The organism is Haladaptatus pallidirubidus, assembly GCF_020700235.1.
Taxonomy (GTDB): domain Archaea; phylum Halobacteriota; class Halobacteria; order Halobacteriales; family Haladaptataceae; genus Haladaptatus; species Haladaptatus pallidirubidus.
Window position 1 is genome coordinate 193,411 of the sequence record NZ_CP085307.1, and the last position, 13,214, is coordinate 206,624.

A 13,214-nucleotide genomic window follows, 5' to 3' on the forward strand; every position below is an offset into this window, starting at 1 on the left:
ATATCCCAAACAGGTGGCTTTGGTACGTGAGAAAAGCGTAGCCTTAGATATCGCTTAGATCGACCGTGATTTCGTCGACCGCGAGTGAGATTTCTTTTTCGACGCCACCATTGTCACTCACGTTGAACCGTGAGGCTGCGAGTCCGGCTTCCTCAAGTTGTTTTACGTGAACCGACACCGTCCCCTTCGAAAGATCGACCAGTTCGGTGAGTTCGTGGATCGTTCGTGTTTCAGTTGATAATGCCTTGATGATATTCCACCGTGTCTCGGACCCCATCGCTGTCGCAACCGAAAGGATTTCAGACCCGTTGAGTTCGAGGGTTCGTCGGGGCCGAGGGCGAGATCGTGCATTAGGGACTTGCCGAGTAAAGCGTGAATTATTCATGGTCAGTTATGGATGTTTTGCGCCTCGTGAGTGAAACTCTCATTCGGGGTTTATTGAAATTAGGGGCTATATTCGATAATATCCAAAGATATTCGTTTAAGACCGAGGATGGAAGATTTCGGTCGATACGAGCCATAGAGTTAAACTTCCGCATGTATTTTATTGGAATATTGCGATGTCTGAAGGGAACACAGTCGATCCATGGTGGAACACTCAGTTATTACGAGCTGTAACTCTCTATCCATGGTCGACGATGCAACCCGACGCGGAATTGAAACGCCTCGCCAATAACGGTGTGAACACAATTTTCGTTATTACGAAGGAAAGTGATGGTCGGGTGTTTTACGATTCCGACGTCGCACCGAACCAGGCCCACGGCCGCGATTTACTTGGCGAACTCGCCGATGCTGCAGCGGTTCACGACATCAATATCGTTCCGACGATCTTCGTCCTGTGTGATAAATACCTCCTGGAACAGTATCCCGAAACCGTCCAAGTAGCAAGGGAAGGAACGGAGATCAGATATCCGAACGTCTCAGCCGAACACATGCACTGGGCGTGCCCAAGTCACGATATCGTCTCGGAGCACCTACAAGCAGTTACCAAGGAGATAGCGGACTACGATGTCGATGGAATCCAATTCACCCACTTCGAATTTCAGCCGATCGGCAACGATGAGTCCAACTATCTCTCCTGTTATTGTGAGAAATGTCGGGAACAATACGAACTCCAAAGCGTTTCGGAACGGTCGTCAGCATGGATCGACCGAAGGTGTATGCAGATTGATTCGCTTCTCAGGAAACTGAGCGAACCGTTCCGCGATCGTTCGGACTTTCTCGTCAATATCGAGTTAGAAGCGTTTTCAAATCTCGAAACAGCCATCGACGACAGCCGGAAAATGCTCGGCGTCGACCAGTGTGACGTCGCGGAGTACGCCGATATACTCACCCCCCGGACGGCACACATCGACCTCGACATGCATCCGGTGTGGATCCGTGAAGTTGTCCGCTCACTTCGCCAACAGACAAATACGCCGATTACACCATCGATTCGTACTGGACGGGGCGAGCGGCCTTTCAATCGGTTGGAGGATGACGAACTGGTTAGTGCGATTCAACTCGCGCTGCACGGCGGTGCACACGGAGTTTCACTCTTTTCCGATGGTGCGAACATCGGTCGGTTGACCCCCGAACAGTGGAACACTGCAACCAAGATGTTCGATGAACTCGATTACTTTGATCGAGAATATGGACCAGCGGGGACACGGTAGGCCGAATTGGTTACCTCCTACTGTTGTTTGGATATTTCCAAAAATGTTAGCCACCACTCCATCTCGAGGCCAATCGTTTTGGTACCTGTTCACAGACTACAGAATTAGCCATGGGTACGCTTCGGATCGATCAGTTGGTCAAATCATTCACAGCACCGAACAGTGTCAACGAAGTCGTCGCGGTCGATAACCTGGACATCACCGTCGAAGAAGGAGAGTTTCTAGTCTTACTCGGACCGAGTGGCTGTGGAAAATCAACGACGCTTCGCTGTATCGCGGGGCTCGAAACACTGACGTCTGGCTCAATCCGCCTCGATGAGACAGACATTACGGGAAATTCGCCACAGCAACGGGATATGGCGATGGTGTTCCAAGATTTCGCACTCTATCCGCATATGACCGCTGCGGAAAACATGAGCTTCGGATTGAAGATGACGACCGACCTGTCCGAGAAAGATCGAATGGACCGTGTCAACGAAGCAACATCCATTATGGACATTGAAGGGATTCTCGATAAAAAGCCAGCCCAGGTATCCGGTGGGCAGAAACAGCGAATTGCGCTTGGCCGTGCGATCGTTCGTGATCCGGAAGTGTTCTTAATGGATGAACCGTTGTCAAATCTCGACGCGAAGCTTCGTGCACAGATGCGAACCGAGATACAGCGGCTCCATCGGCAACTCGGTGTGACGACGATTTACGTTACGCACGATCAGACTGAGGCGATGACGATGTCCGATCGTATTGCGGTCTTGAATAATGGGGAACTTCAGCAGATCGGCACGCCGGATTATGTCTACCATCATCCCACCAATCAGTTCGTCGCCGGATTCCTCGGTGAACCATCGATGAACTTCCTCGAGGTCCAACTCAGCGAGACGGACGATCAGTATGTCTTGACAGCCGACGATGCTACTACCACGTTTGCGTACCCAATCGACGAAACGATCGTCCAGGAATGTGATTTGGCTATAGGCCAGCGGCTGACTGTGGGTGTGCGACCGGAAGACATCTCAGTAACGGACGATGAAGGGACGAACAATCATAGTCAGACCGCGATGCTTGACGTCGTCGAGCCGATGGGGAGTGACAATTTCCTCTATCTTCTCGTTGGTCAGGAATCGTGGACTGCCCGCGTGGATGAAGATGTGGAGCTTACAGAAGGAGAGCAAGTAACGTACTTGTTCGAAGAATCGGACCTCCATCTCTTTGCGGACGATGGCACTACACTCAAATCTGCAGGACTCGATGAGGATGCCTTCCACACTGGTTCTGATCACGAAATAACCGTAGAAGCGACACAGTCAGCAGATTCGCAGGCATAAGATAGTCGTCTTCTACGAGGCTGTTGATGAGAGATCGGTTCCGAATCGTATCCTCTATGAGATCGGGCAAGTCAGTCCTGACTGGGTCGCAGTGGATAGTGAATCGGTAGGAGGCTCACAGCCAAGTAATGAACAGAAACCCCCTCAGACAGCGGATTCGAAAGCCGATCGTTGGTACCAGTGGGTCGGTGGGACGATCATCGCAGACATACAGGAAGATGTGAGTCCGGATCCGATTCCCCTCTTCGCTGAGGATGAGTTGGCGGTACAGCTAACAGAGGACGGCACTCTGAAGCGCTCTGCAGCGATTGATGAGCAAATTCGTCGAGCAGGATTGCACTGCGTCGATTCGGCTGGTGTCCGTGAGGACGGCTGTGAGGGCCTGCTGTACATGATGTACCAACTCGATGCGCCAGTCGAAGATGTTAACCCGGCCGATGTGATTCCACTGTATATCGGCAAAGCGGAAGCATACGGAAAACAGCGCGAGTTGAGTTCGAACTTCGTCGAGATCGCGAAGAATCGAAACGCGACGCAAACTTTTGGACGATGGGGTGACGGGAATTACTGGCATATTGGTGGACTCTCGATGGCATACCGTGGTGAGGACGGGCGAAGTGAGTTAGAACGTAGAAAATTGAGTCCGCGGGTTGTAATCTGGTGGGTTCTAATGGAAGACTAAGCCTTCGAACAACACTGGAACGTAATCCGTTTTGAATAGCCTGAGAAGCGTTTCGTCACCGCTACTGTCCGCTCCCAATAGTCGAAATTCGTTGTCCCTAACGTTTTTTGAGCAGTTCTTGATTGAGCAAGCACTAGATCAATAGACTGTTTATTTTTAATTTGGTCTAAGTAGGTAGTACCCATCACGATAGTTTATAATATAAAGCAGGGTATAAATGAACTAATTATATTTTCGAATAATATAGAATATTACAAAATAGCCATAAGATTCATCATAGGGATTTATATTCCCCTAGTGCATTGCCGTTCACAGACAATGCTAGATGATAGCAGACAGCAGGATAGTAGGTTGACACGGCGGCGGATGCTTGTAACGACAGGTGCACTCGGTATCACCAGTCTTGCTGGCTGTGGCGGAATTGGTGACAGCGGCGACGGTAACGGCAGTGGCGATGGTCGAAGCGTCAAAACGATGTTTCGAAGCGACTGGCCGGTCGAAACAAAGAACAACGACAACATTCCCTTCGAGTACACCGTAACCGAGGGATCAGAGGTTCCCGAAATCACGGTGAATTTTGCGAGCGACGAAGAGCCATGGATGCGGGAGCACGCGATAATGATCCAACGTGCCTTCGAAGACATCGGGGTTCCCGTGCAACTCGATGACGTTCCAACAAACGTCATGTACGACGAGGTTTGGGCGGCCGACACCGGCCAGACCGTTTCGGTGTCAATGAACACCCACGGACCGGATCCACAACGTGGCCTTGACCCCAATCCGTTCCTGATGCGAATGCATCCAGAGAATGCAGGAAACTATTACAACTATTCCAACGAAGAGATAACCAAACTTCTCGACGACCAAGCGACAGAGATTCAAGATAAACAACGCCGGGCGAAGCTGTGCCACGAGATTCAGCGAAAGGCAAGCGACGACGCCTACATTCTGTCCATTGCGTTTACGGACGTTATCATGGCGGGCAACACCAACAATTGGAATGGATATGTTCCGACCGCCGGCAACGGAACCAATCGTGACTCGTTTATCTGGACGCAAGTCAATCTTCAACCACAAGGAAACTCCAGTACATGGGTCAAAGGCGTCATGGCGGCCATGGGTGGCCTCAACATCGCGTGGGCAGGCGGTGGCCCGGAAGCTAAGCGACTCACTAATCTCTACGACGGACTCTTCGACGCCTCCCCCCAACTAGAGGTCGTTCCCGGACTGGCGACCAACGCCGAAGTCGTGGATGACACGACCGTCGAGATGGATCTTCGTAAGGGCGTCAAATGGCACGACGGTGAGTCGTTCGGCCCGGACGACGTGAAATTCAGCGTCGAACTGTTCAAAGAGTACAGCGCACCCGAGATGGGGCCGTTCTACGAGCCCATCGACAGTGTTGAGGTTCTCTCCCAGAACGGAGGCGGCCGAGTGCGGTTTAACCTCACGCAACCGGACGCCGCGTTCCTGACGCAACGGGTGGTTCGGAGCGTCATCTTGCCGAAACACCGATGGAAGGATGTCAACAATCCAGCGAAGCACAACCCCGATCAGCCAGTCGGAACCGGACCGTTCAAGTTCAAGAACTGGGAGCAGGGCACTCGTTTCGAAGTGGAGAAACACGGCAGTCACTGGCTGTGGAACGAAAACGTCCGGAAAAAGATTCTTGGTGAGCACTTTGTCCCCGGTGACGGCATTGACGGCATCGTATGGTCGAACGTCGGCAACGTAGACGCGCTAATCGGAGCCATGCAGAGTGGCGATATCGACGCGATTGGCACAACGTTATCAAACTCCCAAGCCGATCGTGCAGCTGAATCCAAGGGCGTCGAGAAACAGGTTTCGAAGAACTACGCGCCACTCGACGTTCACATCAATCACATTAACCCGCTCGTTCGGGATAAGGTGTTTCGGAAGGCACTCAGCCATGCAGTCGACAAGAAAGGGTTTGTCGAGGGCGTCTTGGGTGGACGGGGAACAGTCATCAAGGGACAGAACCTCATCTCGCCGATGATGAGTCCGTTTTACACCGAGGATATCCCGGCATACGAGTACAATCCCGAAAAGGGCAAGCAAATGCTCGAGAAGGCCGGATATTCCTACAACGGAGACACGCTTCAAGCACCATCAGGAAAGGCGTGGGGCGCGTTCGAAAAGCGCGTCAAAGACGGCCACGCCGACCGATCCGACCTTGAACAGGCGGATTTCTCCTAACTCTCCTACCCATACAAACATATGAGCTTCAGACGATTTCTCGTCAAACGAGTCGCGATTTCGATCGCCCTGACCATCGTGGCCGTCTCCATCATCTTCCTCACACTCCGGTTGCTCCCCGGCGACCCGTTCAGTTCGCTGATTGCATCTGGGGGACTGTCACAAGAACAGGTGGACGCGCTCCGCGCGCAGTACGGCCTCGATGAACCGATCTACGTCCAGTATATCAAATATGTCCAAAGTTTGCTCACGCTGAACTTCGGCTTCTCAATCGCTCAAAGCCGACCGGTCAGTGATATCGTTTTCCCACGACTGCTCAACACGATGGTGTTGTTGGTTCCGGCGCTGGTGGTGACGGCGATTGTCAGTTCAATACTCGGCTCCTATGCGGGTTGGAACCGCGGGTCGTCGTTCGAACAGCTGAGTATCGTTGTGACGACGTTCTTTCGCTCGACGCCAGTATTCGTCACGGGCATCTTCTTCCTCATCATCTTCTCCTATCAACTCGATCTACTGCCAGCGTTCGGGATGCGGAGCGCAACCGCCAATCCAGAGGGGTTACGAGAGACGTATCTCTCGACGGACTTCGCCTACCACTACTTCCTGCCGTTCTTCGCGACCGTCCTCTACTACAGTGGTGACTTCCTGCTATTAGCACGCAACTCGGTCGTCGAGCGCAAGGGGTCTGCGTTTCTCACGCTTCACCGTGCTAAGGGACTTTCGGAGATGGAACAGCTCGCACGCGCCGGTCGGAACTCAATGCTTCCGTTGATGACCTACTTCGCGCTCCGACTAGGCATGATGTTCCAAGGCGTCATCACCTTGGAGGTGGTGTTCAGTTGGCCAGGTATCGGGCGCGCACTCGTTTTGGCAATCAACCAGAAGGACTACCCAACTGTCCAAGCGGCCGTATTCATCATGGCGTTCGCAGTAATTATAATGAACCTCCTGGCCGACGTAATGTATGCGAAACTTGACCCAACCATCGAAGGAGGTGACGTCTGATGGGCGAAAATCTATTGAACACGAGCGTCGCGAAAGAGCGCCTCACAGAGAATCTCGCACGAGCCAAACGTATCGCTCACATCGTATTGCAAGACGATGCTGCGAAGATTGGAACTGTCATCCTCGGCGTGTTTTTCTTCCTGGGACTGTTCGGGCCGTATCTGGCACCGCACCACCCCATTGAGGACACGCTTCGTGCGAACGATTTCGGCATTTTGCGACTGTCCGAACCGACCGCCAAAGCACCACTCGGGACAACGACGTATGGCAAGGACGTGTTGAGTCAGTTCCTAGCCGGCGCACGACCGACCTTCATCGTCGGGTTCTTCGGCGGTCTTGGAACGGGCGTCGTCGGCTTCCTCGTCGGACTCACGAGCGGCTACTTCGGCGGTCGCGTTGACGAGGTACTGATGCGCATGACCGACCTGACGTTCGCGCTGCCGTTCCTGCCGATGGCGCTGCTCATCCTCACGTTCGTCCAACCGAACATCGTCTTGATCACCGCGGTCATCGTGGCGTTCTTCTGGAAGATGCCTGCCAGAGTCATCAGGTCGGAGGTATTGACGGTAAAAGAACGCACCTTCGTCAAATCTGCTCGTGCCGCTGGCGCGGGTCACGTCCGAACCATGTTCCTTCACGTCGCGCCAAACGTGCTCGGAGTCGGGTTTCTCTACACCGCTTACGCTGTCTCCTGGGCCATTGCAGGGCAAGCGTCACTCGCGTTCCTCGGCTTCGGTGACCCGACGGCCACCTCGTGGGGGCGAATGCTCCAACAGGTGTTCGAGTCGGGTAGCATGCGAGAGGCGTGGTGGTGGGTGCTCCCGCCAGCCATCGGTATCGCACTAGTAACCACCTCGGTGTTCCTCGTGGGACGGGCATTCGAAGAGATCGTTAACCCAGAACTACGGAGCGACGAATGACAGTATTAGAAGTCGAAGACCTACAAATCACGTACAGCACGTCAGACGCTGACGTTCACGCCGTCAACGGAGTCTCATTCGAGATCGAGCCGGGGAGTAACTACGGACTCGTCGGCGAATCGGGCTGTGGCAAGTCCACGATTGCCCACTCGATTCTTGGGTTACTTGACGACAACGCCCGAATTGAGTCTGGAACAGTCATGTTCGACGGGGAGAATCTCCTCGAACTCTCCGAGAAGGAGTGGCGAGACGTCCGCTGGGAGAAGATATCCTATATCCCACAGAGTGCGATGGACTCATTGGATCCCGTCATGACTGTCGGGAATCAAATCGTCCAAGCAATCCGGAAACACCGCAACACCTCGAAAGCCGATGCGCGCGAGCGCGTCGCGGAAGTGTTCGACATCGTGGGGCTGGACACTGATCGTATCGATGACTATCCCCACCAGTTCTCCGGCGGGATGCGCCAGCGCGTCACCATCGCGATGGCACTGGTGCTCGATCCAGATCTCATCATCGCCGACGAGCCCACGACCGGGCTCGACGTCATCGTTCAAGATAAAATCGTCCACAAACTCATGGAGATACAGGACGAAATCGACAGCTCACTGCTGCTTATCACCCACGATATTGGCGTCGTCGCCGAGACTTGTGATGATATCTCCGTCCTCTACGGCGGGAAAGTGATGGAACAAGGACGGACACGAGACGTATTAAAAAACCCAACTAATCCGTACACAATGGGGTTAAAAAACTCTTTTCCGGACATCGAAGATTTCGACCGGCACGCCGTCTCAATTCCCGGATCACTTCCGGATCTCACACAAGAACCAACCGGCTGTGTCTTCCGGAACCGTTGTCCGTTCGCCACCGAAGAGTGTAACGACGGTCATCCTCCGCTCCGAGACGTCGAGAAGCAGCAATCAGCCTGCTACCACATCAACCGGGTAGAGGAGCTCCGCAAGAACGCTGTTGATCCCGAAACATGGGGACTCGACGTCACCGACGACGCGGGCAGTCGTGAACCTGGCGAGATAGTCCTCGAAACAGACGACCTCTCGAAGTGGTTCCAGCAGACGCAGAAGATGCTTGACCAGTTGCTCGGGAAAGAGCCAAACTACGTAAAGGCAGTCAACGAGGTAGACATCGACGTCCGGGAAAGCGAGATCGTCGGAGTCGCTGGCGAATCTGGCTGTGGGAAGTCAACACTCGGGGAGGTAATCTCCGTGCTCCAACCACGAACCAGTGGGGACATCAGCTTCCGTGGGAGATCCGTTGACGAGTATCTCGACGAGGGAACTACGGAGTTCCGCTCGAAGGTGCAGTTCATCTTCCAGGATCCATTCGACTCTCTGAATCCACGCCAAACGGTTCGCGACGCAGTGGCCGAACCACTCAAAATCCAAGGGCGGAATCGCGAAACGATCACCAGTGAGGTTCTGGAAACCCTCTCTGATGTCGGTCTTAACCCCCCCGAGAAGTTCCTTGACAGCTATCCCCACCAGCTGTCAGGCGGGGAACGCCAACGCGTCGCAATCGCACGGGCGCTCGTGTTAAACCCCGAGTTGCTCATCTGTGACGAGCCAGCGTCGATGCTGGACGTTTCACTGAAAGCAAGCATTCTCAACATCCTCCGTCAGATGGCCGACGAGCGTGACATCGGTATCATCTACATCTCCCATGACTTGGCGAGTCTCTCACAGATTACCGACCGTCTCGCTGTGATGTATCTCGGCCGTGTCGTCGAACTCGGAGACACCCCCGAGATTGTTCAGAACCCGAAACACCCTTACGCCGCTTCGTTGCTGTCAGCGTCACCGAACGCCGACCCCACCGAGGAACGTAAACGGGTGTTGCTCCCCGGAGAGCCGCCGAATCCAGTGAACCTGCCAAGTGGATGTAACTTCGCGCCTCGATGCCCAAAAGCGACCGAGGAATGCCGTGGCGAAGAACCCAAACGCTCGACGTTCCGCGACGGTGACCACGAGGCCGCCTGCTATCACCCCGTCGAGAGCACTGAGGCCGAACTGCTCACGAGGTACGAATGACTGTCCGTCCGCGCAGGTCGGCACTATTCACGCCCGCCGACGACGCCGAGATGCTCCGCAAGGCCGCCGAAACCGACGCCGATGCGCTCATCTTCGACTTGGAAGATGCCGTTCCACCGGACGAAAAGTCCGCGGCCCGTGAGAATCTCCGGACGGTCGTCCCCACGCTCGACGGGAACCGCGAAATTGCGGTTCGGGTCAATGCTCGCAACACGGAGTTCTTCACCGATGACATCGTCGCAGCCATCGACGCCGGTGCCGACGCAGTGGTGCTCCCAATGGTAGAGTCGGGCAGAAACATCCGGGAGTCGTGGTCTGCACTCACGGTGCTTGCCGACGACCCACCCGCGCTTCGGGCAACCATCGAGACACCAACTGGAATGGACGCAGGACGGGAGATCGCAGCGGCCTGCCGTGCGACAGGAACCGTGAGCCTTGCTTTTGGCTTCGCGGACTACTGCAAAGCTATTGGTGCACCGGGCACCCCCGATCGGGTACGTAAGCGCCTCGAACTGCGAACTGTGGAGTACGCATCGATGGCTGGTGTCGACCCCGTCGCGTCGGTTCATCTCGATGTTGACGATGAAGCAGGCGTTCGACAAGTCGCCGAGCGCGCTCGTGCACTGGGATTTCTCGGTATGACAGCTATCCATCCCGCGCAGTTGGCACCCATTAACGAAGCGTTCACTCCTGAAGCGGAAGAACTTGCACAGGCAAAGCGACTGGTGAAAGCGTTCGACGAATCGGAGAAAGATTCGCTCTTGGTGGAAGATGTGTTCCTCGACACAGCCACGGTGGATCGGTACCGTCGACTCCTTGAGAGAGCGCCCGACTAGAAGAGGTCTCTATTTTTCACTGACGGGAAAGGAGCAGCTTCGATAGCGTTGTATGAATTGAATCGGAGACAGAGTCGCTCGAACTACTGTCCCGTTCGAACCAGCGCGTCAACAACGACGGGACCGTCCTCGGTGACGAACACCGGATTGAGGTCAAGTTCGGAGACAGATTCGGCTGACGCCGCCAAGTCGCCCACACTTACAAGCAGGTTCGCGAGGGCATCGATCGATAACGCAGGACCGTCACGACGGTGTTCTAGAAGCTCTCCGAGGGCCGTTGCTGCGATGGCCTCCTTTGCGTCGGCTGTGGAGAACGGTGGAACGAGTACCTCGCTGTCATCTAGTGCCTCGACGAGGACACCTCCGGGACCGACCGTCACGAGCGACCCGAACAATTCGTCCGGAGCCACCCCGAGAATCGCCTCAACGCCGCCGTCGATCATCGGTTGAACCAGCACGCCTTCGATTGCCGCTCGATCGGTGTTTGAGAGAGCAGTATCCATGATGTCGTCGAACGCCGTTCGTGCTGCGTCTGCGGAGTCGATACCAACTTTCACGGCACCGATGTCGGTGCGGTGGGGGAGGGCAGGCGAGTCGAGTTTGAGTACGACCGGAAAGCCGAGGGCCTCGGCGGCAGCAGCGGCCTCGTCTGCGTTAGACGTGCGATGGGTTTCCACGACTGGAACGTCAAACATCGAGAGGAGGTTTTCGGACTCTGCCCACGTGAGGACGCGACCTTGTGGAAGGTTTTTGTCGAAATCGTTGCAGAATTTGACAAGTTCGGCACGAGTGGGGCGATCCGCGCGTCGTTCGCGGCTAGCGACTAACTCCGTCATCGAGGCAACCGCGTCCATGCATCGGCTGGGATCCTCGTATAACGGGATGGTTTGTCGAAGCTCGGCGTACGGCGGTATCTTCGTTTGGTCAAGGGGGTCTTTCCGACCAGTCCAGAGGACGAACACCGGATCGTCGGCGCGTTCGACGATACCTTCCAAGTCGGCGGCTACATTAGCGGCACGTTCGTCCACCCCTGAGAGGCCAATCGCGAAGACGTAGGCGTCATAGGCGTCGTCAGCGAGAAGGGCGTCCGCGATCTCGGGCAAAACCTCGGCACCGTATCCGCGAATATCGGCCGGGTTGTGAAATTCCCCAAACGTGAGTAGTTCCTCCATGTCCAACAGGGTTCGTTCGGTTTCGCCGTCGATATCGGGGAGGTTGAGGCCGCGTTCGTCTGCTAAATCTGCCAGCAAGCTCGCAAGGCCACCGCTCGTGGATGCGATAGCGATGTTGTTTCCTTTGGGGGGATCGTAGTTCGCGTGGGCGCTCGCACGCGAGAGCAAGTCCGGGATGTCCGGCACGCGCTGGACGCCAGTTTGACGGAACGCCGCTTGCCAGCCGTCGTCGTCGCCGGTCAACGACCCTGTGTGCGAGAGTGTTGCCTCTTCGGCGATGTCGGATTGTCCGATTTTCACCGCCAAGACGGGAGTCCCGTTGCGCGTCGCCTCGTCAGCAACGCGCATGAACCGCTCGGGATCGTTTAATCCTTCGACGTAGACACAGATTACGTCAACCGTCTCTTGTGCAGCGAGGTAGGTAATATAATCACTCGTGGTGAGGTCTGCTTCATTGCCGGTCGAAACGATATGACTGAAGTCGATATCGATATCCGCTGCGCGTTCGAAGAACGTCGTGAAAGCGAGTGCGCCGGACTGGCTAACAAGAGCGATTTTTCCTGGATTCGGCTTCCGGGAGCATGTGGCGGTCAGCGTCGCGCCGCGTGCGGCCATCAGTCCGATACAGTTCGGACCGACAACGTGGATACCGACTTCCTCGGCTGTTCGTGCAAGAGTAGTCTCCAGTTCGGCACCGTGTTCGTCTGCCTCCGAGAACCCGGCAGTGACAACAAGTGCGGCGGGAACGCCGCGCTGGCCCGCCGACCGAACGACATCGACGACATAGTCACGGGGGACGCTGACGACGACGAGGTCGACCGTCTCTGGTACGTCTTCAATGCTATCGTAACATGTGCGATCCCATACTTCATCGCGGTTCGGATTGACTGGGTACAGTGCCCCGTCGAAACCGTAGTTGAGTAAATTATCGATGAGGTTGCCTGCGTAGAACGAATCCGGGCTCGCGCCGACGACAGCGACGGAGCCAGGATCGAACAGTGGGTCTAACGCCGGGACCTTGTGTGACATTATTTCGAATGGGAATGCAACCCGCAAAAGCCTTTGTTAACTTATCATTATGGTTATATTATGATATAAGAAGAATTTTTTGTTTTCCGCTTTCAACCAATTCCCCTACGGTGATCTCGGCATCGTCTTTGGCGTTCTTTACTATATTGAGTGTCCTGTTGGCAGTTGCAGTTTCGACAGCAGCCATATGCTTACAGCGTCTATCACGTAAACATGATGTGGACACGTGCAAGCCGTTGATTCTTTACTCACGGCGTTTAGCGTGATGATGGATAATGAACTGATGGTTACGATGATAGAAGAGAGAGAATCAACCATCTATTTTAAT

11 protein-coding genes are annotated in these 13,214 nt (G+C 54.8%); 8 read left to right on the forward strand and 3 right to left on the reverse strand.

The features are described from left to right. Positions 1-43: 43 nt before the first annotated feature. Positions 44-277 carry an ArsR/SmtB family transcription factor gene (locus LIX15_RS30595; RefSeq protein WP_265338472.1) on the reverse strand — a complete coding sequence of 78 codons (234 nt, stop codon included), beginning with the start codon at positions 275-277 and terminating at the stop codon, positions 44-46. Between the two features lie 361 nt (positions 278-638). Here LIX15_RS30595 and LIX15_RS30600 point away from each other — a divergent pair, with 361 nt between their 5' ends. The 8 genes from LIX15_RS30600 to LIX15_RS30635 all read left to right on the forward strand — a co-directional run bounded on the left by LIX15_RS30600 (position 639) and on the right by LIX15_RS30635 (position 10,685). Further along, positions 639-1,655 carry a family 10 glycosylhydrolase gene (locus LIX15_RS30600; protein ID WP_227779181.1) on the forward strand — a complete coding sequence of 339 codons (1,017 nt, stop codon included), beginning with the start codon at positions 639-641 and terminating at the stop codon, positions 1,653-1,655. 110 nt (positions 1,656-1,765) lie between these two features. Further along, positions 1,766-2,977 carry an ABC transporter ATP-binding protein gene (locus LIX15_RS30605; protein ID WP_227779182.1) on the forward strand — a complete coding sequence of 404 codons (1,212 nt, stop codon included), beginning with the start codon at positions 1,766-1,768 and terminating at the stop codon, positions 2,975-2,977. A gap of 91 nt (positions 2,978-3,068) precedes the next feature. Beyond that, on the forward strand, positions 3,069-3,659 hold the full coding sequence (locus LIX15_RS30610) for a hypothetical protein (protein ID WP_227779183.1): 591 nt from the start codon (positions 3,069-3,071) through the stop codon (positions 3,657-3,659). A 366-nt stretch (positions 3,660-4,025) separates the two neighbouring features. Next, positions 4,026-5,876 carry an ABC transporter substrate-binding protein gene (locus LIX15_RS30615; RefSeq protein ID WP_227779286.1) on the forward strand — a complete coding sequence of 617 codons (1,851 nt, stop codon included), beginning with the start codon at positions 4,026-4,028 and terminating at the stop codon, positions 5,874-5,876. 21 nt (positions 5,877-5,897) lie between these two features. Beyond that, positions 5,898-6,881, forward strand: coding sequence for an ABC transporter permease (locus LIX15_RS30620; protein ID WP_227779184.1), 984 nt, complete (start codon positions 5,898-5,900; stop codon positions 6,879-6,881). Continuing rightward, complete coding sequence (locus LIX15_RS30625) at positions 6,881-7,801, forward strand: ABC transporter permease (protein WP_227779185.1); 921 nt, start codon at positions 6,881-6,883, stop codon at positions 7,799-7,801. Before LIX15_RS30620 ends, LIX15_RS30625 begins: the two co-directional genes overlap by 1 nt. Beyond that, the gene (locus tag LIX15_RS30630; RefSeq protein ID WP_227779186.1) at positions 7,798-9,849 is read left to right on the forward strand and encodes a dipeptide ABC transporter ATP-binding protein; all 2,052 of its coding nucleotides are present in this window, start codon (positions 7,798-7,800) and stop codon (positions 9,847-9,849) included. Before LIX15_RS30625 ends, LIX15_RS30630 begins: the two co-directional genes overlap by 4 nt. Continuing rightward, positions 9,846-10,685 carry an HpcH/HpaI aldolase/citrate lyase family protein gene (locus LIX15_RS30635; protein WP_227779187.1) on the forward strand — a complete coding sequence of 280 codons (840 nt, stop codon included), beginning with the start codon at positions 9,846-9,848 and terminating at the stop codon, positions 10,683-10,685. Before LIX15_RS30630 ends, LIX15_RS30635 begins: the two co-directional genes overlap by 4 nt. An 83-nt stretch (positions 10,686-10,768) precedes the next feature. Here the strand turns inward: LIX15_RS30635 and LIX15_RS30640 are convergent, their stop codons facing one another. Together LIX15_RS30640 and LIX15_RS33080 are read right to left on the reverse strand one after the other, a co-directional pair. Beyond that, positions 10,769-12,886, reverse strand: a complete 2,118-nt coding sequence (locus tag LIX15_RS30640; protein ID WP_227779188.1) for an acetate--CoA ligase family protein — start codon at positions 12,884-12,886, stop codon at positions 10,769-10,771. A 58-nt stretch (positions 12,887-12,944) separates the two neighbouring features. Further along, on the reverse strand, positions 12,945-13,073 hold the full coding sequence (locus LIX15_RS33080; protein WP_265338473.1) for a hypothetical protein: 129 nt from the start codon (positions 13,071-13,073) through the stop codon (positions 12,945-12,947). Between the last annotated feature and the right edge of the window lie 141 nt (positions 13,074-13,214).